Annotated in this window: 23 protein-coding genes; 17 read left to right on the forward strand and 6 right to left on the reverse strand. The window is 55.6% G+C overall.

Features of this window, described 5'->3' with window-relative positions:
• The first annotated feature begins 739 nt into the window (after positions 1-739).
• Together BY447_RS16780 and BY447_RS16785 are read left to right on the forward strand one after the other, a co-directional pair.
• Entirely contained in the window at positions 740-1,141 is a 402-nt protein-coding gene (locus tag BY447_RS16780; RefSeq protein ID WP_003850507.1) for an H-NS family nucleoid-associated regulatory protein, read from the forward strand.
• 178 nt (positions 1,142-1,319) lie between these two features.
• The gene (locus tag BY447_RS16785) at positions 1,320-2,912 is read left to right on the forward strand and encodes an ABC-F family ATPase (RefSeq protein ID WP_033782451.1); all 1,593 of its coding nucleotides are present in this window, start codon (positions 1,320-1,322) and stop codon (positions 2,910-2,912) included.
• A 303-nt stretch (positions 2,913-3,215) separates the two neighbouring features.
• Here the strand turns inward: BY447_RS16785 and moeB are convergent, their stop codons facing one another.
• Both moeB and moeA read right to left on the reverse strand, forming a co-directional pair.
• Entirely contained in the window at positions 3,216-3,992 is a 777-nt protein-coding gene (gene moeB, locus BY447_RS16790; protein ID WP_110331599.1) for a molybdopterin-synthase adenylyltransferase MoeB, read from the reverse strand.
• A complete protein-coding gene (moeA, locus tag BY447_RS16795; RefSeq protein ID WP_110331600.1) occupies positions 3,993-5,228 on the reverse strand; it encodes a molybdopterin molybdotransferase MoeA in 1,236 nt (411 codons plus the stop codon).
• Between the two features lie 256 nt (positions 5,229-5,484).
• Here moeA and BY447_RS16800 point away from each other — a divergent pair, with 256 nt between their 5' ends.
• From BY447_RS16800 to BY447_RS16840, 9 genes are all read left to right on the forward strand, one after another.
• The gene (locus BY447_RS16800; protein WP_110331601.1) at positions 5,485-6,444 is read left to right on the forward strand and encodes an isoaspartyl peptidase/L-asparaginase family protein; all 960 of its coding nucleotides are present in this window, start codon (positions 5,485-5,487) and stop codon (positions 6,442-6,444) included.
• A 10-nt stretch (positions 6,445-6,454) separates the two neighbouring features.
• On the forward strand, positions 6,455-8,311 hold the full coding sequence (locus BY447_RS16805) for a dipeptide ABC transporter ATP-binding protein (RefSeq protein WP_110331602.1): 1,857 nt from the start codon (positions 6,455-6,457) through the stop codon (positions 8,309-8,311).
• 54 nt (positions 8,312-8,365) lie between these two features.
• On the forward strand, positions 8,366-9,901 hold the full coding sequence (gene gsiB / locus BY447_RS16810) for a glutathione ABC transporter substrate-binding protein GsiB (RefSeq protein ID WP_110331603.1): 1,536 nt from the start codon (positions 8,366-8,368) through the stop codon (positions 9,899-9,901).
• Positions 9,902-9,947: 46 nt separating this feature from the next.
• A complete protein-coding gene (gsiC, locus tag BY447_RS16815; RefSeq protein ID WP_013357265.1) occupies positions 9,948-10,877 on the forward strand; it encodes a glutathione ABC transporter permease GsiC in 930 nt (309 codons plus the stop codon).
• A complete protein-coding gene (gene gsiD / locus BY447_RS16820) occupies positions 10,874-11,779 on the forward strand; it encodes a glutathione ABC transporter permease GsiD (protein WP_013357266.1) in 906 nt (301 codons plus the stop codon). The genes gsiC and gsiD overlap by 4 nt, the downstream gene beginning before the upstream one ends.
• Entirely contained in the window at positions 11,776-12,225 is a 450-nt protein-coding gene (locus tag BY447_RS16825; RefSeq protein WP_013357267.1) for a DUF4385 domain-containing protein, read from the forward strand. Before gsiD ends, BY447_RS16825 begins: the two co-directional genes overlap by 4 nt.
• Before the next feature lie 435 nt (positions 12,226-12,660).
• Positions 12,661-13,296, forward strand: coding sequence for a carbonic anhydrase (locus BY447_RS16830; protein WP_013357268.1), 636 nt, complete (start codon positions 12,661-12,663; stop codon positions 13,294-13,296).
• A 141-nt stretch (positions 13,297-13,437) separates the two neighbouring features.
• Complete coding sequence (locus tag BY447_RS16835) at positions 13,438-14,097, forward strand: DUF3313 domain-containing protein (RefSeq protein ID WP_110331604.1); 660 nt, start codon at positions 13,438-13,440, stop codon at positions 14,095-14,097.
• A gap of 112 nt (positions 14,098-14,209) precedes the next feature.
• Entirely contained in the window at positions 14,210-15,346 is a 1,137-nt protein-coding gene (locus BY447_RS16840) for a PQQ-dependent sugar dehydrogenase (RefSeq protein WP_110331605.1), read from the forward strand.
• A gap of 148 nt (positions 15,347-15,494) precedes the next feature.
• Here BY447_RS16840 and BY447_RS16845 read toward each other — a convergent pair whose 3' ends face one another.
• Complete coding sequence (locus BY447_RS16845; RefSeq protein WP_110331606.1) at positions 15,495-16,151, reverse strand: HAD family hydrolase; 657 nt, start codon at positions 16,149-16,151, stop codon at positions 15,495-15,497.
• A gap of 272 nt (positions 16,152-16,423) precedes the next feature.
• On the opposite strand from BY447_RS16845, the gene BY447_RS16850 reads away from it, so the two are divergent.
• The gene (locus BY447_RS16850; RefSeq protein WP_013357272.1) at positions 16,424-17,626 is read left to right on the forward strand and encodes a serine hydrolase; all 1,203 of its coding nucleotides are present in this window, start codon (positions 16,424-16,426) and stop codon (positions 17,624-17,626) included.
• Positions 17,627-17,865: 239 nt separating this feature from the next.
• Here the strand turns inward: BY447_RS16850 and ybjG are convergent, their stop codons facing one another.
• Positions 17,866-18,471: an undecaprenyl-diphosphate phosphatase gene (gene ybjG, locus BY447_RS16855; RefSeq protein ID WP_013357273.1), complete on the reverse strand. Its 606-nt coding sequence runs from the start codon at positions 18,469-18,471 to the stop codon at positions 17,866-17,868.
• A 403-nt stretch (positions 18,472-18,874) separates the two neighbouring features.
• Complete coding sequence (locus tag BY447_RS16860; protein ID WP_013357276.1) at positions 18,875-20,563, reverse strand: aspartate:alanine antiporter; 1,689 nt, start codon at positions 20,561-20,563, stop codon at positions 18,875-18,877.
• A 258-nt stretch (positions 20,564-20,821) separates the two neighbouring features.
• On the opposite strand from BY447_RS16860, the gene ybjM reads away from it, so the two are divergent.
• Positions 20,822-21,187: an inner membrane protein YbjM gene (ybjM, locus tag BY447_RS16865; protein WP_041457189.1), complete on the forward strand. Its 366-nt coding sequence runs from the start codon at positions 20,822-20,824 to the stop codon at positions 21,185-21,187.
• Between the two features lie 89 nt (positions 21,188-21,276).
• Here the strand turns inward: ybjM and BY447_RS16870 are convergent, their stop codons facing one another.
• The gene (locus BY447_RS16870; protein WP_003849263.1) at positions 21,277-21,540 is read right to left on the reverse strand and encodes a GrxA family glutaredoxin; all 264 of its coding nucleotides are present in this window, start codon (positions 21,538-21,540) and stop codon (positions 21,277-21,279) included.
• A 254-nt stretch (positions 21,541-21,794) separates the two neighbouring features.
• Between BY447_RS16870 and BY447_RS16875 the strand changes: the two genes are divergently transcribed.
• From BY447_RS16875 to BY447_RS16890, 4 genes are all read left to right on the forward strand, one after another.
• Positions 21,795-22,046 (forward strand): DUF1418 family protein, encoded by a 252-nt coding sequence (locus BY447_RS16875; protein WP_013357278.1) that lies wholly within the window; start codon positions 21,795-21,797, stop codon positions 22,044-22,046.
• A gap of 16 nt (positions 22,047-22,062) precedes the next feature.
• Entirely contained in the window at positions 22,063-22,785 is a 723-nt protein-coding gene (gene nfsA, locus BY447_RS16880; protein ID WP_033782476.1) for an oxygen-insensitive NADPH nitroreductase, read from the forward strand.
• 20 nt (positions 22,786-22,805) lie between these two features.
• Entirely contained in the window at positions 22,806-23,708 is a 903-nt protein-coding gene (gene rimK / locus BY447_RS16885) for a 30S ribosomal protein S6--L-glutamate ligase (protein ID WP_110331607.1), read from the forward strand.
• A gap of 87 nt (positions 23,709-23,795) precedes the next feature.
• On the forward strand, positions 23,796-24,275 hold the full coding sequence (locus tag BY447_RS16890) for a YbjN domain-containing protein (protein ID WP_003849273.1): 480 nt from the start codon (positions 23,796-23,798) through the stop codon (positions 24,273-24,275).
• Positions 24,276-24,464 lie beyond the last annotated feature (189 nt).

Raw genomic sequence — 24,464 nt, forward strand, 5'->3', positions numbered from 1 at the left:
ACCGACGCTCTGCCCGACACAGGCAGCAGAAAATAAACGCGTGATAAGCACAGGGTTATTTTCAGCAACCGAGAAGCGACGTTATTTTTATGTTGCTGGTCTATTCTGATTCAGCTTTTTGAACTCTGTCACCTTTCTGAATTTATTTCCTGAACGGATTTTTTAAGTCGCCTCATGAGCAGGCAGGTAACCCGGGCGCAACTATTCCTCCGCCTGCGTCAGGCAGAACTGTTATTGCACAGCTGAGGGAACTGCGAATAATCTGACTCTGCTGCTAAACGCAGCGGCAAAAAAAAGTTAACAGATAGCAGCGGGCATTATTAAAAATTCATCAGGGCGTTAATTATTTTGGGCTATTTAACGGCCTGGAGGGCGATTTTTAAGCATAATCTGTAAGCTGGTGTGACTGAGATCGCGATCAGAGCACGTTTTTAATCTGCTATCAGCAGGTGCGCATCCGTAAATAATGATGCTGTAAAAACCCACTTTAGTAGATAAGGTAAACGGTCAGCTTTCGGTATAAAGCCTCTGAAATCGTTTTCAACAATGGAACCGGAGCACGATTTGTTGTTAATTCAGCGTTAATAAAACGTCAGGCACTGCCGATTTTAATAGTGCTGTTTTGTCTGAATTAATACTTAAGAATTATCTGTAGCGTAAAAATAATTTATTTTTTTATTTGAATTAGGTAATCTTGGCGCTACAGTTTTATTAACCCCCCTTAATCAAGGACATTGTGATGAGTGACGCATTTAAAGTACTGAACAATATTCGCACATTACGTGCCCAGGCTCGTGAACTGCCACTGACCGATCTTGAAGAGATCCTGGAAAAATTAACCGTTGTTGTTACCGAGCGCCGCGAAGAAGCAGAAGCGGAAGAGACGCAGAATCGCGAAAAAGAAGAAAAGTTGTCTAAATATCGCGAAATGCTGCTGGCTGACGGCATCGATCCTAATGAATTATTAGGTGCGCTGGAAAGCGGAAAAAAACGCACCAAGCGTGCGCCGCGTCCGGCTAAATATTCTTACACCGATGAAAACGGTGAGCAGAAATCATGGACAGGTCAGGGGCGCACCCCGGCAGCGATTAAAAAAGCGCTGGATTCCGGTAAAAGCCTGGACAGTTTCCTGATCGATTGATCAACACAATCCTTGTAAGTGGGAGCCGGGGGGCCATTAGGGTCCTCCGGCTTTTTTATTTCTGTCGGGATATCAATCACCCCGCTAGGAATCCACGCCTGACGCTGGCGTGCGCTGCGTCACATCTGGCATAATAGCCGCCGTTTTTTCATCCATTCTCTTCACAAAGGTCAATGCCGTGTTAGTTAGCAGCAATATCACCATGCAGTTTGGCAGCAAGCCACTGTTCGAAAATATCTCCGTTAAATTTGGCGGCGGTAATCGTTACGGTTTAATCGGTGCGAACGGCAGCGGAAAATCCACCTTCATGAAGATTTTGGGTGGCGATCTGGTGCCTTCAGGCGGCAACGTCTCTTACGATCCCAACGAGCGCATCGGTAAGTTGCGTCAGGATCAGTTCGCCTTTGAACAATTCAGCGTGCTGGACACCGTTATCATGGGTCACCATGAATTATGGGAAGTAAAGCAGGAGCGCGACCGCATTTATTCTTTGCCAGAAATGAGCGAAGAAGAGGGGTATAAAGTCGGCGATCTTGAAGCGCTTTACGGTGAGATGGATGGCTATAGCGCCGAGTCGCGTGCCGGTGAATTATTACTCGGCGTCGGCATTCCGGTTGAACAGCATTATGGCCCGATGAGCGAAATCGCTCCGGGCTTTAAATTGCGTGTGCTGCTGGCGCAGGCACTGTTTTCTAATCCGGATATTTTGTTACTTGACGAACCGACGAACAACCTGGACATCGATACGATTCGCTGGCTGGAGCAGGTGCTGAACGAGCGTGACAGCACCATGATTATCATTTCGCATGACCGTCACTTCCTTAATATGGTCTGCACCCACATGGCCGATTTGGATTATGGCGAGCTGCGGGTTTATTCCGGTAATTATGACGAATATATGACCGCAGCAACGCAGGCACGTGAACGTCTGTTATCTGATAATGCCAAAAAGAAAGCGCAGATTGCTGACTTACAATCGTTCGTCAGTCGTTTTAGCGCCAACGCCTCTAAATCACGTCAGGCGACTTCACGTGCTAAGCAGATGGATAAAATTAAACTGGATGAAGTGAAAGCCTCCAGTCGTCAGAACCCGTTTATCCGTTTTGAGCAGGACAAGAAACTGTTCCGTAATGCGCTGGAAGTGGAAGGATTAACCAAAGGATTTGATAACGGTCCGCTGTTTAAGAATTTAAATCTGCTGCTGGAAGTGGGCGAGAAGCTGGCGGTAATCGGTGCCAACGGTATTGGTAAGTCAACACTGTTGAAATCGCTGGTGGGTCAGCTTACGCCAGATAATGGCACGGTGAAATGGTCAGAGAATGCGCGTATTGGTTATTACGCTCAGGATCACGCCGATGATTTTGCCAATGATCTGACGGTATTTGACTGGATGAGTCAGTGGAAACAGCCGGGCGATGATGAGCAGACCATTCGCGGTATTCTCGGTCGTCTGCTGTTTTCGCAGGATGATATTAAGAAGCCGGCAAAAGTGCTTTCCGGTGGTGAGAAGGGTCGTATGCTGTTCGGTAAGCTGATGATGGAAAAACCGAACATCCTGATTATGGATGAGCCGACCAATCACCTCGATATGGAGTCGATTGAATCGCTCAATATGGCGCTGGAGATGTATGAAGGCACGCTGGTGTTTGTTTCGCATGACCGCGAATTTGTCAGCTCGCTGGCAACCCGCGTGATTGAGCTGAAAGCAGACAAGGTGGTGGACTTCACCGGTAATTACGAAGATTACCTGCGCAGTCAGGGTATCGTCTGATAAAAACGGGGTGGCGCAGGCCACCCCGTTTTTTTTGGCCTGTGGTGCTGAGAATTTCATTGCTTATGACCCAGCAGTTAAGGGTTATAAGCGGGTTCACGGGAAGTTCAGCATAGGCTCAGGGAGCATACGCCTTTCGCAAAGACGCAAAGGACGCCATCCATGGCATGCTCAGCGCGGGCGACTACGCACCTCAGGGATGAGGTGCGTAATCTCGCGGGCAGAGCGCCCAGGGATGGTTTAAGCGACTTTCCGATCTGACCGTGTTTCCGAAGCAGGCCAGGCATCACAGCTGTGCGAGCTTCAGGAAGCTGATGTTTTGCTAGCCCCACCGCCACACACTTCACAATGCGCGTCCTGCGCCACTTTCATGCTGCGGAACTCCGCGCTCATCGCATCGTACATCAGCAACCGGCTGGTGGCGGGCGCGCCAAAGGATGTCAGCACTTTAATGGCTTCCATCGCCTGCATCGCACCAATCACACCCACCAGCGGGGCCATGACGCCCGCCTCCACGCAGCTCAGGGTCTGTTCGCCAAACAGGCGGCTGATGCAGCGATAACAGGGGGTGCCAGGCTGCCAGTTGAATACGCTGATCTGACCTTCCATCCGAATTGCGGCGCCTGAAACCAGTGGTACCCGCTGCTGTCGGCAGAGCCGGTTAAGCTGCTCGCGAACCGCAACATTGTCAGTGCAGTCCAGCACCACCTGCTGTTGGGCAATCAGCGCCAGCAGCGCCGCATCGTCCAGCTGTCCATTAACCGGATGCAGCTGGCAGTGCGGATTGATGGCGGCCAGGCTTTGTGCGGCCGAGTCCACTTTAGCGCGGCCGATATCCGCGTCATGATGCAGGATCTGCCGTTGCAGGTTCGAGTGCGACACGGTATCGAAGTCCAGCAGCGTCAGATTGCCGACGCCGGCAGAAGCAAGGTAGGGCGCAGCCGCGCAGCCCAGCCCGCCCAGCCCGACGACCAGCGCGTGACTGGCTTTCAGCCGCTCCTGCCCCTCAAAATCAAAGCCGCGCAGAACAATCTGTCGGTTGTAGCGCAGCATCTCCTCATCACTTAATTCAGGCAGCATTTACGCCTCCAGCAGGGCGTTGAACGGTTCCACCTCAACCCATTCACCCGGTTCCACGTTGCCGCGATCCCGCTCCAGCACAATAAAGCAGTTCGCCTGGGCGAAAGAGCTGAAGACGTGCGAACCCTGCATTCCGGTGGTCTCCACCTCCAGTTCACCCTGTGCGTTCTGGCGCAGGATGCCGCGCTGGAAGTCGAGCCGGCCCGGTGACTTTTTCAGGCGCGAGGCGCAGCGCACTTTCTGACGGGGTGGCAAGGCGGATTTCTGCTGGCCCGTGAGGGTGGCAAGCAGCGGCTGCACCAGTTGATAGAAAGTGACGGCGGCGGAGACCGGGTTACCCGGCAGGCCACAGAACCAGCTGCTGTTAAGGCGGCCAAAGGCAAACGGCTTGCCGGGCTTGATCGCCAGCTTCCAGAAACTGATGGCACCGAGCTCTTCCAGCATGCTTTTGGTGAAATCCGCTTCACCCACAGAAACGCCGCCGGTGCTGATCACCACATCGGCCTGCCGATCGGCTTCCTCAAATGCGGCGCGCAGAGCAGCGGGATCGTCTTTGATAATGCCAAGGTCGATGACTTCGCAGCCCAGCTTATGCAGCATCAGCGAGACGGCAAAACGGTTGGTGTCATATATCTGACCGTCTGCCAGCGGCTCACCGACCGGCTGAAGTTCATCACCGGTGGAGAAGATAGCCACCCGCAGTTTTCGAAGCACGCTGACCTGGGCGATACCCAGCGAGGCGAGCAGCGGCAGCTCGGCGGCACCCAGACGCGTACCCGCTGCCAGCACCACATGGCCCGGCTGAATATCATCACCGGTCAGGCGAATATTCTGTCCCTGACGCACCGGCGCGGTAATGACAATCGCATCGCCCTGAGCCTCGGTCTGCTCCTGCATTACTACCGCTTCACAGCCTGCGGGCACCGGCGCACCGGTCATGATGCGAATCACGCTGCCCTGCGGCCACTCACCGCTGAACGGTGCGCCAGCAAAGGCCTTGCCTGCCACGGGAAGCGGTTGTCCGCTGCTGACATCGGCCAGCCTGACGGCGTAACCGTCCATCGCGGAGTTATCAAAGGGCGGCACGGCAATCGGTGAGGTGACTGCGGTTGCGGTGATGCGCCCGACCGCCTCGGCCAGCGGCACACTCAGTGAGTCGGTGACGGGCGTCAGCTGTGACAACATTTTTTGTTGCGCCTCCTCAAGGGAGATCAAACCTGCAGTAAAACTTTCCATGAACAGTCCAGCCTGGTTATTTCAGATGCTGCCTATTATGGTGGGAATTGGTCGCTGAGTCACATCGGCGTCGGCCGGGCCTGCCGGTCATTGCGACCAAAGTGAAATATGGCGGTAAGAAAAGGTTATAACCACAGGAACAGTTTCCGCTTTACAACACTTAGCAGGCTTTCTATAGTCAAAAATCACCAAAAATGGGTGAAAACCATTTTAAATCAGTGTTTTTCGTCCTGATGCAATCACAGGGTAGAGCGTTATGGTCAATGCAGTGATCGCCATTCACGGCGGCGCAGGTGCGATTTCGCGCGCAGCAATGAGCGCTGAAAAGGAACAACGCTACCGTCAGGCGCTCCACGATATTGTCACTCAGGGTCAGCAGATACTGGCTCAGGGCGGCAGTGCACTCGATGCGGTAACCGAGGCCGTACGACTGTTGGAAGAGTGTCCGCTGTTTAACGCGGGCAAAGGCGCGGTCTTCACCCATCAGGGTACCCATGAACTTGATGCCTGCATTATGGATGGCCGCACGCTGGAAGCGGGCGCGGTCGCAGGCGTAACGCGATTACGCAATCCGGTCCTGGCGGCACGTGCCGTGCTGGAAAAAAGCGAGCATGTGCTGTTTATCGGGGAAGGCGCGGAGCAGTTTGCCGTGGCGCAGGGGCTGGAAACGGTCGAACCTGATTACTTTTCGACGCCGGAACGCTGGGAGCAGCTGCAGCGCGCGCTCAACAGCGCTACCGCGGTGCTGGACCATGATGGTGCCGCACATAGCGACGACCCGCTCGACCCGGACCGTAAGTTCGGCACTGTCGGGGCGGTCGCGCTGGATCTGGCGGGCAACCTCGCTGCAGCCACGTCAACGGGCGGGATGACTAACAAGCAGGCCGGACGCGTCGGCGACTCGCCGCTGCCGGGCGCGGGCTGCTACGCCAGCAACGACAGCGTGGCGGTCTCCTGTACCGGCACCGGTGAAGTCTTTATGCGGACGCTGGCGGCTTACGATGTGGCCGCGCAGATGCGCTACGCCGGACGCTCGTTGCAGCAGGCAAGTGTTAACGTTATTCATGACAGCGTGCTGGAACTGGGCGGCAGTGGCGGCTTAATCGCCGTCGATCGCGCAGGCAACGTGGCGCTGCCGTTCAACAGCGAAGGCATGTACCGGGGCGTTGCGCGGGTCGGCGAGGCGGCTGAGGTCGCTATCTATCGCGAAAGTTAAGGATGCAGAAATGAGCGACAGGCAAACGCTACCGCCGCTGGCCCCTGATCAGGTGCTGGCGGTGCGCGATCTCAGTGTGCGTTTTCAGCACGAAGCCACCGTCACAGACGCAGTACGTCATTTGTCACTCGATCTGTTTCGCGGCGAAACGCTGGCGCTGGTAGGCGAGTCAGGTTCAGGAAAATCGGTCACCTCGCTGGCGCTGATGCGACTGATTGAGCAGGCTGGCGGCAGGGTGAGCGGTGAGGCGCAATTACGTCGTCGCAACGACGAGGTGCTGGATCTGATGCGCGCCTCAAAAAGTCAGATGCGTCGGGTGCGCGGCGCGGATATGGCAATGATCTTTCAGGAGCCAATGACCTCGCTGAATCCGGTCTTCTCCGTGGGCGAGCAGATTGCTGAATCCATCCGTCTTCATCAGGGGCTGAGCCACGCCGGGGCACTGGCAGAGGCGCGCCGGATGCTCGATCTGGTGCGCATTCCCGATGCGCACAATGTCCTGTCTCGTTTTCCGCATCAGCTCTCAGGCGGAATGCGTCAGCGCGTGATGATTGCGATGGCGCTCTGCTGCAAACCGGCGCTGCTGATTGCCGATGAGCCGACTACCGCACTTGACGTCACTATTCAGGCGCAGATTCTGCAACTCATCCGTGTGCTGCAAAAAGAGATGCAGATGGGGGTGATTTTTATCACGCACGATATGGGGGTGGTCGCTGAAATGGCCGATCGCGTTCAGGTCATGTATCGCGGCGATGTGGTGGAGAATGCGCTCGTCGCCGAACTGTTCAGCGCACCGCAGCAGCCCTACACTCAGGCGCTGCTGGCCGCGGTGCCCAGGCTCGGCTCGATGCAGGGCCAGCCGCTGCCGGCCAAATTTCCGCTGCTGCATAGCGACGCGGTTGATGACGTGCCGCAGGATACGGTTCGCCGCCTGCAGCCCCCCATTCTGCAGGTACGCGATCTGGTCACCCGCTTCGATATTCGCGGCGGCCTGCTGAATCGCGTCAAAAGCCGGGTTCATGCCGTCGAAAAAGTCAGTTTTGATCTCTATGCCGGAGAGACGCTGGCGCTGGTGGGGGAGTCGGGCTGCGGTAAATCGACCACCGGACGCTCGCTACTGAAGCTGGTTGCCAGCCAGGGCGGCACGCTGACATTTGACGGACAGCGCATCGACCATCTCTCAGGTGCTGCACTCGCCCATCTGCGGCGCGATATTCAGTTTATTTTCCAGGATCCCTACGCCTCGCTTGATCCCCGTCTGACGGTTGGCTTCTCAATTATGGAGCCGCTGCTGGTTCACAAGGCGATGCCGCGTCGCGAGGCGGAGCAGCGCGTCGCCTGGTTACTGGATAAAGTTGGTCTGCTGCCGGAACATGCTCAGCGCTATCCGCATGAGTTTTCCGGCGGGCAGCGCCAGCGTATCTGTATTGCCCGCGCGCTGGCGCTGAATCCGAAGGTGGTCATCGCCGATGAGTCCGTCTCGGCGCTGGATGTGTCGATTCAGGCGCAGATTATTAATCTGATGCTCGACCTGCAGCGCGAGTTTGGCATCGCCTTTCTGTTTATTTCTCACGATATGGCGGTGGTGGAGCGTGTCAGCCACCGTGTGGCGGTAATGTATCTCGGTCAGATTGTTGAGATAGGGCCGCGTCAGGCGGTGTTTGAACAGCCTCAGCACCCCTATACCCGAAAACTCATGGCCGCGGTGCCGGTAGCCGATCCGGCGCACCGGCGTCGTGAACGCGCCTTACTGGTCGATGAGATCCCCAGCCCGATTCATGCGTTAGGGGATGAACCTGAAGTGGCGCCGCTGATGGAGGTGGCTCCGGGTCATTTCGTCGCCCGCCACGTTATCAGCGCGACCTGAACAGTGAAGATGTCGCCCCGGCGACCAACCCGACAGGGATTACAGGAGAACAAGATGCAGATTACGATGCGTAAAGGGTTACTGGCGGCTGGCGTGTTAAGCAGCGCAATGACATTGCCCGCCTGGGCAGCACAGGATGCGGTGATTGCCGTCGCGTCCAACTTCACCACGCTCGATCCCTATGATGCTAACGACACGCTGTCGCAGGCGGTGGCGAAATCGTTTTATCAGGGGCTGTTTGGCTTCGATAAGGATATGAAACTCACCAATGTGCTGGCGGAGAGCTATCAGGCCAGCGCCGACGGCCTGACGTACACGATTAAGCTGCGCTCCGGGGTTAAATTCCAGGATGGCACGGACTTCAATGCGGACGCGGTGAAGGTCAACCTCGATCGCGCCAGCAATCCGGATAACCATCTTAAGCGCTACAACCTGTTTAAACGCATTGCCAGCACCGAAGTCGTCGATCCGGCCACGGTGAAAGTGACGCTGAAAGAGCCGTTCTCAGCCTTTATCAACAATCTGGCCCATCCGGCGGCAGCAATGATTTCGCCTGCCGCGCTGAAAAAATATGGCAAAGAGATCGGCTTCCATCCGGTGGGCACCGGTCCGTTTGTGTTTGAAACCTGGAATCAGACCGACTTTGTGAAGGTGAAAAAGTGGGATGGCTACTGGAAACCGGGCTATCCGAAGCTGGACAGCATTACCTGGCGACCGGTGGTGGATAACAACACCCGCGCGGCCATGCTGCAGACCGGTGAAGCGAACCTTGCGTTCCCGGTGCCTTATGAGCAGGCAAAACTGCTGGAGAAGAACAGTAAGCTCAATGTGGTGACCACGCCTTCGATTATGCAGCGTTACATCAGCCTTAACGTGACGCAGAAGCCGTTCGACAATCCGAAGGTACGTGAAGCGCTCGAGTATGCCATCAACCGTCAGGCGCTGGCGAAAGTGGCCTTCGCCGGTTACGCCACGCCTGCGACCGGCATCGTGCCGCCCGCCATCGACTTTGCGCAGACCTATCCGGCTATCAGCTACGATCCCGCTAAAGCGAAAGCGTTGCTGAAAGAGGCAGGCTACCCGAACGGATTTGAAACTACGCTCTGGTCGTCGCACAACCACAGCACCGCGCAGAAGGTGCTGCAGTTCACTCAGCAGCAGCTGGCGCAGATTGGCGTGAAGGTAAAAGTCACGGCGATGGATGCGGGTCAGCGTGCTGCTGAAGTCGAAGGTAAAGGCCAGAAAGAGAGCAACGTGCGCATGTTCTACACCGGCTGGTCCGCCTCAACCGGTGAAGCCGACTGGGCGCTGACGCCACTGTTTGCCACCGCAGCCTGGCCACCGGCAATCTTTAACACCGCGTTTTACAGCAATCCAAAGGTCGATAAAGATCTGGCCGATGCGCTGAAAACCACCGACCGTGCTGAAAAAGCGCGTCTCTACAAAGAGGCACAAGACACCATCTGGCAGGACCATCCGTGGATCCCGCTGGTGGTTGAGCAGCTGGTTTCTGCCAACAGCAAAAACCTGACTGGTTTTTATGTGATGCCCGATACCTCATTCAATTTTGATGAGGCCACGCTGAAGTAACGGAGCCGGCCAGCCCGTGTGGCTGGCCGCAACTGCAGGATGTTGCATGTTTAACTACTTTCTCAAACGACTGTTTGGGCTGATCCCCACGCTGCTGATCGTGGCGGTGCTGGTATTCCTGTTTGTTCACCTGCTGCCGGGCGACCCGGCGCGCCTGATCGCCGGGCCGGAAGCGGATGCCTCGGTGGTGGCGCTGGTGCGTCAGGAGCTGGGTCTGGATCTGCCGCTGCCACAGCAGTTCTGGCACTTTATGCTGAATGCGCTGCAGGGTGATTTCGGTCAGTCGATGGTCTCAAAGCGGCCGGTTGCGGATGAGATCGCCTCACGCTTTATGCCGACACTGTGGCTGACGCTTGCCAGCATGATCTGGGCGGTGATTTTTGGCATGACCATCGGCATCGTTTCGGCGGTCTGGCGTAACCGCTGGCCCGATCGGCTGGGGATGACGCTGGCGGTGTCGGGGATTTCGTTTCCCGCCTTTGCGCTGGGGATGCTGCTGATGCAGGTCTTCTCGGTTGAGCTGGGCTGGCTGCCCACCGTCGGGGCTGAGAGCTGGAAGCATTACATTCTGCCCTCCATCACCTTAGGTGCAGCGGTCGCCGCGGTCATGGCACGGTTTACCCGCGCCTCGTTCGTGGAGGTGATGCAGGAAGATTACATGCGTACCGCCCGGGCCAAAGGGGTACGCGAGTCGCTGGTGGTGGTGAAACATGGCCTGCGCAACGCGATGATCCCGGTGGTCACGATGATGGGGTTGCAGTTTGGTTTTCTGCTGGGTGGCTCAATCGTGGTCGAGGTGGTGTTTAACTGGCCGGGCCTGGGGCGTCTGCTGGTCGACTCCGTGGCGATGCGCGACTATCCGGTTATTCAGGCCGAAGTACTGCTGTTTTCTCTGGAGTTTATTCTGATCAATCTGTTTGTCGACATGCTCTATGCGGTGATTAACCCCGCTATTCGCTTCAAGGAGTCGCGATGAAAAACTGGCGACGTGAAGCGGCCCTGAAAACGATGCCGCTGATAGCGGAGAACCGGGTGCGTACGCCGTGGCGTGAGTTCTGGCGACGCTTCCGGCGTCAGCCGGTGGCGCTGCTGGCCGGGGTGTTTGTGCTGATACTGATTGTACTGGCGGTGATCGCCCCATGGATTGCGCCGTTCGACGCAGAGAACTACTTCGATTATGACCGGCTCAACGACGGTCCGTCGCTGATGCATTATTTTGGCGTCGATTCGCTGGGTCGCGACATCTTCAGCCGGGTGCTGGTCGGCACGCGTATTTCCCTGATTGCCGGCTTTTTCTCGGTGGTGATTGGCGCAGTGATTGGCACACTTTTCGGGCTGTTAGCCGGGTATTACGAGGGTTGGTGGGACCGTATCACCATGCGCATCTGTGATGTGCTGTTTGCCTTTCCCGGCATTCTGCTGGCGATTGCGGTGGTGGCGATTATGGGCAGCGGCATGAGCAACGTGATTGTGGCAGTCGCTATCTTCAGCATCCCGGCCTTTGCCCGTCTGGTACGCGGTAACACGCTGGTGCTGAAACATCAGACCTATATTGAGTCGGCACGCAGCATCGGCGCGTCTGACTGGACGATCCTGATGCGGCATATTCTGCCCGGCACGGTATCGCCGATTGTGGTCTATTTCACTATGCGGGTCGGCACCTCCATCATCACCGCCGCCAGTCTGTCGTTTCTCGGGCTGGGCGCGCAGCCGCCCACGCCGGAGTGGGGCGCCATGCTGAATGAGGCGCGGGCCGACATGGTGATTGCCCCGCACGTGGCGATTTTCCCCAGTCTGGCGATTTTCTTCACGGTTCTGGCATTTAATTTGCTCGGTGACGGGCTACGTGACGCACTTGATCCTAAACTAAAGAAATGAAACCTTTCGATTATGATCAGGACTTCAGCACGATCGACTTCCGCCAGCATCCCGAGCTTTATCAGGTCGGGCGAGGTGAGCAGGGTGTGCTGATGGTCGAGCCTTATAAAGGCGAAATTCTGCCGCACTGGCGTTTTCGCACCGTTCCCATTGCTGAAGAGTCGGCTGAAAAAATCATGGCGCTGTTTGAGGATTACCGGCGTCAGGACGATTTTGTCGGCATGGATATGGCGCGCAAATTTATCCAGATGGGGTACACCCGGGCGCGGCGTTACAGTAACCACAAAGGCGGCCGCAAATATGACGCGGACGGCAAGGAGCTGCCGCGCGGCGTCAATGAGGAAAAGGCCGCAGCGGCGGCTATCTTCAAAGCTTATTGGGACAAACTGCGTGAGGATGAGGATTATCTGCGCCGCAAAAAAGCGCATCAGCAGCAGTATGGTTAAGCCCTAAATCTCTTCCCCCGGCCACTTCCACCGTGGCTGCCATCATTGCCTGAACCCGCCCGGCTCGTTCTTCGGGCGTTATCCTGCTCCCCTTTGTCAGTCCCGAAAGGCCAGATGCAAATGAGAAATCTTTGGTTTCGGTCAAACTGCGACGTAAAGTAGTGAAAAAACGCGTAAAAGCCGGTCCACGACTCGGACAAAAAAAGCGGGTGAATCACACTCTGCCTTTTCCGGTAACGTCCCGTGCTGTAAAAAGAAATCGGATCCGAAAACGCTGGATGACGGATAAGCGAAACGCTGACGATGACAGCTGTTCAGCGCTGTCCGAAAAACGCGGGTTGATATTCACTTGTTTTCATTAATAATAAACCAGCAAACCCCACTGAGGGGGCTATGACCCTCAGGTAATGAAATGGATAATGTGAGAGCTAAATAATGAAAGAGATCATCAACGGATTTCTGAATTTCCAGCAGAATGTGTTTCCTGAAAGGAAGGATCTTTTCAAAAGCCTGGCGTCAAATCAAAATCCGAAAGCGCTGTTCATCTCCTGTTCAGACAGCCGTCTGGTGCCGGAACTGGTGACGCAGCAGGAGCCAGGAGAGCTGTTCGTTATCCGCAATGCGGGCAACATCGTTCCCTCATTTGGCCCGGAGCCGGGTGGTGTCTCCGCCACGATCGAATATGCGGTGGTCGCGCTGGGCGTCTCAGACATCATCATCTGCGGTCACTCCAACTGCGGTGCCATGAACGCCATCGCGTCATGCGCCTGCATGGATACCATGCCTGCGGTTGAGCACTGGCTGCGCTATGCCGATGCGGCAAAAGCAGTGGTCGAGCAGCGTGAATATGACTCGCCAGAGAAGAAGCTGAACGAGATGGTCAAAGAGAACGTGATCGCTCAGCTGAACAACATGAAGACTCATCCGTCGGTCTCCGTTGCCCTGCGTAACGGCAAGCTGCGCCTGCACGGCTGGGTTTACGACATCGAAACCGGCACCATCATGGCGCTGACTCAGGGCGGTAAGCAGTTCATCACCCTGTCTGATAATCCTGATGCCAGTTTTGAGTAATGCCTTTCACCCGCTGCGTTATGCAGCGGGTATTTTCCGATCTTCCGCACAGATAACCCCTTAAAACGACGCCTATTTTCAGCATTTCCCCCGTGATTTATCTATGCTTGCTTAAACCTTCCTGACACAAGCGAGTTGATCATGCGTAAAACGTCCGTTGCTGCTCTGCTGGCAGTTTCCGCACTGTTGCTCAGTGGATGTACTTCTCATGTTGCAGACAAGCAGCACTATTCGGGTTTCTTATCGGATTACAGCCAGCTGAAGCCCTCTGAATCGGCCAGCGGGGAACCGACCCTGCGCTGGATTTCTCCCGACTATAAGAGCAGCCAGTATCAGGATGTGCTCTATACACCGGTCGTTTTCTATCCGGCTGCACGGCCTACGGCTCGCGTCAGTCAGCAGACGCTGGATCAGATACGCAGTTACACCGATATTCAGTTGAAAGGGGCGATTGCCACCCGTCTGCCGCTGGTTAATCAGGCTTCGCCACATACTCTTAAAGTGCGTGCGGCGATCACCGCCGTCTCGGCAGAGAACGAGGGCGTACAGTTTTACGAAGTGGTGCCGATTGCGGCAGTCGTCGCCAGTACGATGGCGGCATCAGGCCACCGAACTCAGAACAGTGAACTGTTCCTGGAAATCGAAGCCAGCGACGCCGTGACCGGCAAACCGTTGATCCGGGTTGTGCGAAAAGCCTTTGGCAAAACGGTCAGTAACAGCACGACGCCAATCACCTTTGATGATCTGAAACCGGGTATTGATACGCTGGTTCGTGACACGGTGAGTTTCAACGCGCCATAACCTTTCGGGGCGGCACATCCTTGTCGCCCTGTTTAATCTTTTGTAAATCCTCAGGTTCATCACGCAGCGGATGACTACGCTTAAGGGCACGCTATCCCGTCAGGAGAACCTTATGATCCGTTTTTCGACTGCTCTTGTACTCGGCGGCGCGCTGTTCTGCGCCTCGCCACTGTTTGCCGCCGACGTAAAGGTCGAGGTATTGCAGGATAAGTTACAACATCCATGGTCGGTTGCCTTCCTGCCCGACAACAAAACGCTGCTGATTACCGAGCGTAGCGGAGCGCTGCGCAGCTGGAGTCCTGAGAGTGGCCTGTCGCAGCCGATTCAGGGTGTGCCAAAGGTCTGGGCAGAACGGCAGAGTGGACTGCTGGACGTGGTGCTGGCACCGGATTTTGCGACCAGCCGTCGCGTCTGGCTTAGCTACACCGAGGCGAACAGCAGCGGCAAAGCAGGTGCCGTCGTGGGCGTCGGCACGCTGAGTCCGGATAACCGGCAACTTAGCGATTTCCGCGAGGTAGTCCGGCAGACGCCGATGCTCTCCAGCGGCAACAATATCGGCACCCGGCTGGCGTTTGATACTCAGGGCTACCTCTGGATCGCGTTCGGCGATAATTTTGTCAGCAGCGCCGCGCAGGATCTCGATAAGCTGCAGGGCAAACTGCTGCGGCTCAACGCCGATGGCAGCGTGCCGGACGATAATCCGTTTGTGAAAAAGCCCGGCGCGCGGCCAGAGATCTGGGCCTATGGTCTGCGTAATCCGCAGGGACTGGCGCTTAATCCCTGGACCGGCACGATATGGGAAAATGAACATGGCCCGCGCGGTGGCGATGAAGTGAATATCATGGCCCGGGGCAAGAACTACGGCTGGCCGCTGGCGACGTACGGCATTGACTACAGCGGCGATAAAGTGCCGGAATCAAAGGGCACCCATGCTGCAGGCACCGAACAGCCGCTTTATCACTGGAAGGATTCGCCGGCCATCAGCGGCATGGCGTTTTATAACAGCGCCCGTTTTCCGCAGTGGAAGAATTCGGTGTTTATCGGGGCACTGAAAGAGAAAAACCTGATCCGTCTGAGTCTCAACGGCGAAAAAGTGGTGGAAGAGCAGCGCCTGCTGGGCGATCAGAAGGCGCGAATCCGCGATGTGCGGCAGGGACCGGATGGCTGGCTCTATGTGCTGACCGATGAGGCCAATGGCAGGCTACTGAAAGTGGGATTAGCGCAGGACGCTGGCGCGTCCCGCGGCTAAGGAGCTGGCCTGGCAGACGATTTTATTTGTCAGTCTGGATCTGAGCCGTGCTCACAATCTTCACGTACTCCATGTATGCGCCGGTTGCTGCGCGCAGACCGTGTCCAGACTGCCCGAAATAATGATGCCTGCCGGGAAAGGCGCTGAGTCAGCGTGCCCAGTGGTAAACCTGCCAGCCGCGGTTTAGCGCTTCCTGGTGCAACTGTTCATCCGGGTTGATAACGTGGGCATGATCGGCCTGCTGGAGGAGCGGCAGGTCGTTCATGGAGTCGCTGTAAGCCCAGGTGCGGTCAAAGTTCTCCTCCTGCTGCAGCGCTTTCCAGTCACCCAGGCGGGTCACTTTACCCTCTTTGTAGGTCATGGTGCCGTAGGTGTTGCCGCTGTAGCGCTCATCCACGATCTCAACGCCAATCGCCAGCGCACCGCAGGCACCCAGCTTCTCGGCAATCGGCACCACCAGATGTTCGCCACTGGCGGAGATGATCATCACTCTGTCACCGCGTGTCCGGTGCCACTCAATGCGCTCGCGGGCGGCAGGATAAACGCGTGGCATGATGTCGCGATGAATGAAGCGGCGCACCCACCCTTCAACGGTCAGTGTTGCCATGCCTGCCAGCGGGGAGAGGGTTTTATTCATGTACTCTTCAATCGACAGCGTGCCGGCATAGTACTGGTTCATCAATGCCTGTTCCTGATCAATCAGTTCGCTGGGGGCGAATCCCTGTGATACCAGCCAGCGCAGCCACAGGCTGGTGCTGTCTTCACAAATCAGTGTTTCATCAAGATCAAAAAGGGCTAAGTCCATGGTCGGTCTCCTCGGCTGACTGGCTTTCAGGTTAGCCGATAATTGTGACGGGCTTAACTCTTCTGCGAAAAATCGGAATTTCACGCAGTTTTGAAAGTGACAGACGCGGGGAAAAGCGGCAAGTGCGCGGCGCTTATGCCAGGGTTACTCTACTAAACTCTAAAAAACTTTACGATTCGACGGTTTTTTTCGCTGCCGGCAACGGTTAGCGTTTGAGTGAGAATTTTCTGCCCCTGGAATTTCGATTTAACAAGGACAATCCGGCCAAGCCCATGACAAACACTCGCTTCTCATCTCGCCTGCGGCACCTTGCTGCCACCTCATTACTGATTCTTGCCCCCATCAGCGTGTTTGCTGAGCAGGCTCCCGCTGCGCCTGGCATTGATGCTAAAGCGTGGATTCTGATCGACTACGCCAGCGGTAAAGTGTTAACCGAATCCAGTGCCGATCAGCGTCTCGATCCCGCCAGTCTGACCAAGATGATGACCAGCTACGTGGTCGGTCAGGCGATTAAAGCGGGCAAAATCAAACCGGATGACCTGGTCACCGTGGGACAGGATGCCTGGGCGACCGGCAATCCTAAGCTGCGCGGCTCTTCGCTGATGTTCCTCAAGCCGGGCGATCGGATACCGGTTCATGAGCTGAATAAAGGGATTGTGATCCAGTCCGGTAATGACGCCTGTATTGCGCTGGCGGACTATGTGGCGGGCAGTCAGGATTCGTTTATCGGCCTGATGAACAACTATGTGAAGGCGCTGGGACTGCAGAATACCCACTTTATGACGGTGCATGGTCTGGATGCAGAAGGGCAGTACAGTACCGCGCGTGATATGGCGCTGATTGCCCAGGCGCTGATCCGCGATGTGCCCGAAGAGTACGCACTGAATAAAGAGAAAGAGTTCACTTTTAATAAGATTCGCCAGATTAACCGCAACCGCCTGTTGTGGAGCACCAACCTTAAGGTGGATGGTGTCAAAACCGGTCACACCTCCGGCGCGGGCAATAACCTGGTGGCTTCCGCGACCGAAGGCGACATGCGTCTGATCTCGGTGGTGCTCGGCACCGCCAGCGACGCGATTCGTTTCCGCGAAAGTGAAAAGCTGCTGACGTGGGGCTTCCGTTTCTTTGAAACGGTAACGCCGATTAAAGCGGATGCGCCGTTTGCGCAGCAGCGGGTCTGGTTTGGTGACAAAAGTCAGGTGAATCTGGGCGTGGCGAAAGATGCCGCGCTGACCATCCCGAAAGGGCAGATGAAGAACCTGAAGGCGAGTTTTAAACTCAATGCGCCGCAGCTTGAAGCACCGCTGAAGAAGAATCAGGTGGTCGGCACCATCGACTTCCAGTTAGACGGTAAGACGATTGAGCAGCGTCCGCTGGTGGTGCTGCAGGATGTGCCGGAAGGCGGCTTCTTCAGCCGGATGATTGACTTCGTAATGATGAAGTTTAACGGCTGGTTCGGGAAGTGGCTGTCATAAGTGAGCAGGGACGCTGATGCGTCCCTGAGACAGTTGATTAATGTGTTCCGTAAGCTGTAAGACAGAGCCTGCTCAGGGAACACGGTCAGATCGGAAAGACGCAAAAGCCGTCATCCCTGACATGCTCTGCCCGCGCCATCCATGGCGCGGGACGCTTTCCTCCTCTGCCCGTGTTCCCTTCGGGTTAAGCTTATCGATCGCTGTGAGATCCTGACTCAGGCTTATGAGCAGTCCCTTTCTTAATTCTGCGTCCAGCCCTTACGAATAGGCAGAGCAAACAGCGCCCGATAGAGCGGGTTGATCACCGCCAGCATCCGCTCGCCATAGAACTGCCACGCCAGATGCGACGCCAGACAACTCAGCAGACCCACCAGGAACCCACCCAGCATATCCATTGGCCAGTGAACGCCCAGGTAGACCCGCGACCAGGCGATGGCGCAACCCGCTACCATCAGCACCACACCCGACCAGAGGCGATGCCAGAAAATAAATGCCAGCGCAAAGGTGAATATTGTCGTGCCGTGATCGCTGGGATAAGAGTCATCGGCAGCGTGATGCAGGAACTGATAACCGTAGCCAATGGCGAAAGGGCGGGGATGCGGCAGCAGATGGCCCACACACCAGGAGATCGCCAGCGCATAAATCAGCGCCATACCCGTTTTCAGTACCAGCACTCGCTGCGAAGAGACCTGATCGCGCGGTCCCCAGAGCCACATCGCGACGATTAACAGTGGCACGATGGCGATCAAATCTCGGGCAATAAAGGTCGCCAGCTGCAGCAACCAGGCGGGTGATGCCGGTGTGGCATTGATGGCAGTAAACAGTGCGTGGTTCAGCTCTTCCATATCGGGATAAATTCCTCAGCAGACAGGCCGGTCATCAGCCTCAGGCAACATCCGGTCACCCAGGCACGATAACAGCGGCAAATAAACGTTCAGCGACAACGCGCCCGACCAATCAATCAGCACAATTTGCTAATTTAACAGAGCGCTATCCTGCTTTTTGCCGGGCAGTTCGTCTACGGAAAGGCTCTTAATCTCATAATGAGTTGCACAACTGTTTAAGTTTTATGACGGTTTGAGAGGTGATTTCAGAGTGGAAGCGCGGGATCGGGCGAAAAAAAGGCATAAAAAAACCCGCCGGGAAAAAGACCAGCGGGCTCCACAATTTGGGGATTTCAAAGAAAAGCAGTGGCACTTATTATGACTATCACTTAACAATAAAGTTCTGGACGTTGGCAAAAAAATTTTATAAGGGCAGTATCGGCCAGATAATCACAATCAGCGTCCCCGCCAGCGTCAGTAACACGTTGGCGATCGCATAAGTTCCCGCATAGCCCAGCGCCGGAATATTACTGCGTGCCGTATCGCTGATGATCTCCATGGCCGGTGCGCAGGTTCGCGCGCCCATGATGGCTCCAAACAGCAGGGCGCGGTTCATCCGCAACACATAGGCACCAAACAGATAGCAGATGATCACCGGAATCAGGCTTACCAGCAGACCGCATAGCAGCATCAGCGCACCATCACTGCTCAGGCCGTGATTAATCCCGCTGCCGGCACTTAATCCTACGCCCGCCATAAACACCATCAGGCCAAACTCTTTCACCATGGTAAGCGCGCCCTGCGGAATATAACCAAAGGTCGGATGGTTGGCGCGCAGGAAACCGAGCATGATACCGGCGAACAGCAGACCCGCTGCGTTGCCAATACCAAAACTGAAATTGCTGAACTGAAACGTAATCAGACCAATCATCAGACCCACGATAAAGAACGCGCAGAAGGCCAGGAGATCGGTCATCTGACTGTGAATCGCGATAAAGCCGATGCGATCGGCCACGCTTTTCACCCGTCGCGCCTCGCCGCTGACCTGCAGCACATCACCTTTGTTGAGCATGATGCTGTCGTCGATCGGCATCTCAATCTGACTGCGTATCACCCGGTTCAGGAAGCAACCGTGATCGGTAAGGTTTAACTTGCTGAGGCGTTTGTTCACTGCGTTGTGGTTCTTCACCACGATCTCTTCGGTGACGATACGCATATCCAGCAGATCGCGGTCAAACACCTCTTTGCCGTTACGGAAACTGGGGTCGAGCCGGGCATGTGCATCGGGATAGCCCACGAGCGAAATATCATCACCGAGCTGCAGCACCGCATCCCCATCGGGACTGGCGAGAATACCGTTGCGGCGAATACGCTCAATGTAACAACCTGTCTGACGATAGATACCCAGCTCGCGCAGGTTTTTGCCGCCGCTCCACGCCACCAGTTCCGGGCCGACGCGATAGGCGCGGATCACCGGCAGGAAGACTTTACGCTGGCTGTCGGCATCCAGACCGCGTTCCCGCGCAATCTGTTGCGCACAGGTCGGCAGATCCTGATGTTGCAGACGGGGCAGGTAGCGTGCGCCGAAAATCAGACTGACCAGGCCGATCAGATAGGTCACAGCGTAACCGAGGCTCAGCTGATCCTGCATCAATCCAAGCTGCTTTGGATCGCTGATGCTTTGCCGCAGGGTATCACCTGCGCCGACCAGCACCGGCGTTGAGGTCATCGACCCAGCCAGCATGCCGGCGGTGAGCCCAATATCCCAGCCAAAGAGTTTACCCAGCCCCAGTGCCAGCAACAGCGCGCTGACCACCATGACGATGGCGAGCATGAAATAGTTTTTGCCGTCGCGAAAGAAAATAGAAAAAAAGTTGGGACCCGCTTCAACACCAACACAAAAAATAAACAGCATAAAGCCCAGACTCAACGCATCGGTATTGATCGCGAAGTGCTGCTGCCCTAATAAGAGCGAAACCACTAATACGCCAATCGAATTTCCCAGCTGAACCGAGCCAAGACGCAACTTGCCCAGACAGAGGCCGAGCGCCAAAACGACAAATAATAACAAAATGTCATTTCCGCTTAACAATCCTGCGACGTTAATATTCACTGTTTAACTTCTTGTTTACGTGTAACCTGTTGAAGAGTGGCCTGTTTTTCGCTATCGTGATCAGGCCGTTGAGGTTCTGTTGTATCAACACTGCAAATGGAACCGTTATCGCGGCGCTATTCTAATCACAAATATCTTATACAGCTATTAGCTGTTTTCATTCGTTGCCATAACGAACTGTTTCTTTTTATTTCCACCAGAACGCATCAGGGATATCAGCAGGTTATTGTCGGGGTTACTTTTAATCAGTGGGGTGGTATGCCGCAGCGTTCTTATCTCTGGACTACCCGCCTGTGCGGCGTGGTGTTGTACAGTCTGGTGTTTGTTTTTACCTGTCATTTCTGGCAGGTCGGTCCCGGCCCGCTTCGTGGTCAGCCCGAATTACTGCTCTTTATGTTACCTGGTATTTTGATGGCGTTGATGCAGGTGGAAAGCCCGTTAAAAAGCACGCTGCTGATGGGGCTCTGGGGAACGTTGCTGGCAGCACTGCTGCTCAATAACAGCCTGTTTATTCACAGCAGCGGACTGTTTGCCATCGCGTGGAGTCTCAGCGCACTGTTCTGGGCCGGCTGCGGGGCGTTGCTGGTGCGGTTAATGCAGATTGTGATGGCGTCACTCAACTAACACGGTGCCCGATGGCTGACGTCAGCCAGAAAGCAAAAAGGCGAGACAGGAAAATCCTGCCTCGCCTTTTTCATTCCGGTTATCTGCGCTTACGCGACAAATCCCAGATTCTCTTTGGTCCAGGCCGCAAACTCGGTGTAACCACCGATATGTTTTTCGTCCACGAAAATCTGCGGTACGGTGCTGACCGGTTTACCGGCGCTGGCTTCCAGGTCGGCTTTAGTAATGCCTTCTGCATTAATATCAACATACTGATAGCTAAAGTCATCGCGCTCCGCGGTCAGTTTGTCGGCCAGTTCATGGGCACGGACACAGTAGGGACAGCCCGGACGACCAAAAATAACAGCAATCATTGAGAACTCCTTGCAGCGACGATTATGTGATGTGTATCACATAATCAAACAGAGAATGGCAACCATCATGCCCGCTCGTATCGCTTAAGGAAAGCAGGATTTGCCTGTTAGTCTGATGCCCGCACGCTATTGCCGCCGTTCAGGAAGCGTCTGAAACAAGGGCTTTTTCACGACGGCAGCCCGTGTAACCCGCGCAATTTTTGGGTTGTTGACCATAATTGACGCTCAGTAAGCCGCAAAGGCAGGAGGATATGATGCAGAGTGTGGCCAGATTACCCCGGTTTATCGTGGTGCTGGAAGCGGCTGGCGGCCTGTTAATTCTGGGTGCGCTGCTGCTGATTAACCACTGGCTGCCGCTGCCAGATCAGGCGGATGCCAGAACGCTGGCTACCGTGCTGTTCATCGCTGGCGTGGTGCTGATGCTGCCTGCTGCCTGGCTATTGATGTGGCGCACCGCGAAAGCTATTGCGCCACAGCTGTTCAATCAGATTGATAAAAAAAGATAATGTTGCTGGAGACTTTATGACACCGACCATTGATTTACTGTGCAGCCACCGTTCAATCCGCGCCTTTACTGACCAGCCGGTCAGCGAAGCCCAGCGTGAAGCGATTATTAATGCGGCGCAATCGGCGTCCACATCCAGCTTTTTACAGTGCTCTTCTATTATCCGTATCACCGACAAAGCGCTGCGTGACAAGCTGGTGACGCTGACCGGCGGACAGACGTGGGTCGCAGATGCACCTGAGTTCTGGGTTTTCTGCGCGGACTTTAATCGGCACCTGCAGATTTGCCCGGATGCGCAGCTGGGCCGTGCCGAGCAGCTGCTGCTGGGCTGCGTCGACACCGCCCTGATGGGACAGAACGCGATGGTCGCAGCAGAGTCGCTGGATCTGGGTGGCGTCTTTATCGGCGGAATTCGTAACAGCATCGCAGAAGTGACCGAACTGCTGGGCCTGCCGAAATTTGTGCTGCCGCTGTTTGGTTTCTGTCTGGGGCATCCGGAATCAAAGCCGGACGTCAAACCGCGTATGCCGCATGCGATGCTGGTGCATGAGAACCGCTATCATCCTCTGGATCCGGCGGTGCTGGCAGAATATGACAGCCGCACAGAACTCTACTATCAGCAGCGCGACAGCAACCAGCGCAGCGAAACCTGGAGCGAGCTGATCCAGCGGCTGATTATTAAAGAGACGCGTCCGTTTATGCTCGATTATCTGCATCAGCAGGGCTGGGCCACGCGTTAATCCACCAGGAGAGAGCTGCGATGAAGATAGCCATTCTGTCGCGTGATGAGACGCTCTACTCCAGCCGGCGATTGCGTGACGAGGCTGCCGCTCGCGGCCACGTGGTGCAAATCATCGATCCGCTCTCCTGCTATATGAATATCAATCCCGCCTCACCGGCGGTTCACTATTGTGGTGAACCGCTGGGCCATTTCGATGCCGTTATCCCCCGCATCGGCAACGCCATGACCTTTTATGGCACGGCAGTGCTGCGACAGTTTGAGATGTGCGGCAGCTATCCCCTGAATGAGTCCGCCGCCATTACCCGCACCCGGGATAAATTGCGCTCGCTGCAGCTGCTGGCACGTGAAGGCATCGATATGCCGGTCACCGGCTTTGCCTCCTCGCCCGATGACACTGACGATTTGATCGCCATGGTCGGCGGCGCGCCGCTGGTGGTTAAGCTGGTGGAAGGGACGCAGGGCATTGGCGTGGTGCTGGCGGAAACGCGTCAGGCGGCAGAGAGCGTCATCGATGCCTTCCGCGGCCTGAATGCCCATATCCTGGTGCAGGAGTTCATTAAAGAAGCACAGGGTCGTGATATTCGCTGTCTGGTGATCGGCAATCAGGTAGTGGCAGCGATTGAGCGGGTAGCGAAAGAGGGCGATTTCCGCTCTAACCTGCATCGCGGCGGTAAAGCGTATCCGGTAGCGATCACGCCACAGGAGCGGCAGATCGCCACGAAAGCAGCGGCCACCCTCGGGCTGGAAATCGCCGGTGTCGATATTCTGCGTGCCCATCGCGGTCCGCTGGTGATGGAAGTGAACGCCTCGCCCGGCCTGGAAGGCATTGAAACCAGCAGCGGCCTTAACATTGCTGCGCTGATGATTCAGCGGATTGAGCAGCAGGCCATCCCCGGGCTCCGTCCTAAAACCGCTGGCTGACACGCGCTTTTCAGCAGTTTTCGTGGCATCGCCGCGCATTTTTCCGTAAGCTAAGTCGCCTGTTTATCACCCCACTGGGATTTTACGATGGATTCTCTTGTCGTTCCGGATATCGACCTGCTGCGTCGCTGGCTGGATCAGCAAAATATCACCTGGTTCGAATGCGATGCCTGTCAGGCACTTCATCTGCCGCACATGCAAAACTTTGATGGGGTGTTTGACGCCAAAATCGATCTGGTCGACAACGTCATTCTGTTTTCGGCGCTGGCTGAAGTGAAGCCGACGGCGCTGATTCCGCTGGTCGGCGATCTGTCGCAAATTAATGCCAGTTCTCTGACGGTGAAAGCCTTTATCGACATTCAGGATGATAATCTGCCGAAGCTCATTGTCTGTCAGTCAATGACTACTACCGCCGGATTAACCTTTGGTCAGTTCTCACACTTTATGAAACAGAGTGAAGAGCAAATCTCCATGGTGATCCTGGAGGCCTTTGCCAATAATCTGCTGATTGTGGGTGAAGAAGAAGAGCACGTTCCGGTGACCAGCGTTCATTCTGTGCTGCACTAAGCCCGATAGGGTCGCCCACTAAGCCGTCCCTGAGACGGCTTTTTTATGCCCGCGATTTGCCGCCGCCTTTTTTTATTCTGCATTTTGCCCTTTACCGCCAGATATTTGTCGTGGTTTATGCCATGAAAGCCGAACCTCATAGCTCAGACATGCATAAAATATCGCTTTCAGGCGTTTTTTACGCTGGGG

Origin of the sequence: Pantoea sp. JKS000250, assembly GCF_003201065.1 — a bacterium.
Taxonomy (GTDB): Bacteria; Pseudomonadota; Gammaproteobacteria; order Enterobacterales; family Enterobacteriaceae; genus Pantoea; species Pantoea vagans.

Bases quoted from the DNA above. Each gene is read 5' to 3' on its own strand.
- BY447_RS16840 (WP_110331605.1), top strand. From the start codon at position 14,210: ATGATCCGTTTTTCGACTGCTCTTGTACTCGGCGGCGCGCTGTTCTGC.
- BY447_RS16780 (WP_003850507.1), top strand. From the start codon at position 740: ATGAGTGACGCATTTAAAGTACTGAACAATATTCGCACATTACGTGCC.
- ybjG (WP_013357273.1), bottom strand. From the start codon at position 18,471: ATGGAAGAGCTGAACCACGCACTGTTTACTGCCATCAATGCCACACCG.
- BY447_RS16825 (WP_013357267.1), top strand. From the start codon at position 11,776: ATGAAACCTTTCGATTATGATCAGGACTTCAGCACGATCGACTTCCGC.
- BY447_RS16835 (WP_110331604.1), top strand. From the start codon at position 13,438: ATGCGTAAAACGTCCGTTGCTGCTCTGCTGGCAGTTTCCGCACTGTTG.
- BY447_RS16800 (WP_110331601.1), top strand. From the start codon at position 5,485: ATGGTCAATGCAGTGATCGCCATTCACGGCGGCGCAGGTGCGATTTCG.
- BY447_RS16870 (WP_003849263.1), bottom strand. From the start codon at position 21,540: ATGATTGCTGTTATTTTTGGTCGTCCGGGCTGTCCCTACTGTGTCCGT.
- BY447_RS16805 (WP_110331602.1), top strand. From the start codon at position 6,455: ATGAGCGACAGGCAAACGCTACCGCCGCTGGCCCCTGATCAGGTGCTG.
- moeB (WP_110331599.1), bottom strand. From the start codon at position 3,992: ATGCTGCCTGAATTAAGTGATGAGGAGATGCTGCGCTACAACCGACAG.
- rimK (WP_110331607.1), top strand. From the start codon at position 22,806: ATGAAGATAGCCATTCTGTCGCGTGATGAGACGCTCTACTCCAGCCGG.
- moeA (WP_110331600.1), bottom strand. From the start codon at position 5,228: ATGGAAAGTTTTACTGCAGGTTTGATCTCCCTTGAGGAGGCGCAACAA.
- gsiC (WP_013357265.1), top strand. From the start codon at position 9,948: ATGTTTAACTACTTTCTCAAACGACTGTTTGGGCTGATCCCCACGCTG.
- BY447_RS16875 (WP_013357278.1), top strand. From the start codon at position 21,795: ATGCAGAGTGTGGCCAGATTACCCCGGTTTATCGTGGTGCTGGAAGCG.
- BY447_RS16845 (WP_110331606.1), bottom strand. From the start codon at position 16,151: ATGGACTTAGCCCTTTTTGATCTTGATGAAACACTGATTTGTGAAGAC.
- BY447_RS16890 (WP_003849273.1), top strand. From the start codon at position 23,796: ATGGATTCTCTTGTCGTTCCGGATATCGACCTGCTGCGTCGCTGGCTG.
- nfsA (WP_033782476.1), top strand. From the start codon at position 22,063: ATGACACCGACCATTGATTTACTGTGCAGCCACCGTTCAATCCGCGCC.
- gsiB (WP_110331603.1), top strand. From the start codon at position 8,366: ATGCAGATTACGATGCGTAAAGGGTTACTGGCGGCTGGCGTGTTAAGC.
- BY447_RS16830 (WP_013357268.1), top strand. From the start codon at position 12,661: ATGAAAGAGATCATCAACGGATTTCTGAATTTCCAGCAGAATGTGTTT.
- ybjM (WP_041457189.1), top strand. From the start codon at position 20,822: ATGCCGCAGCGTTCTTATCTCTGGACTACCCGCCTGTGCGGCGTGGTG.
- gsiD (WP_013357266.1), top strand. From the start codon at position 10,874: ATGAAAAACTGGCGACGTGAAGCGGCCCTGAAAACGATGCCGCTGATA.
- BY447_RS16850 (WP_013357272.1), top strand. From the start codon at position 16,424: ATGACAAACACTCGCTTCTCATCTCGCCTGCGGCACCTTGCTGCCACC.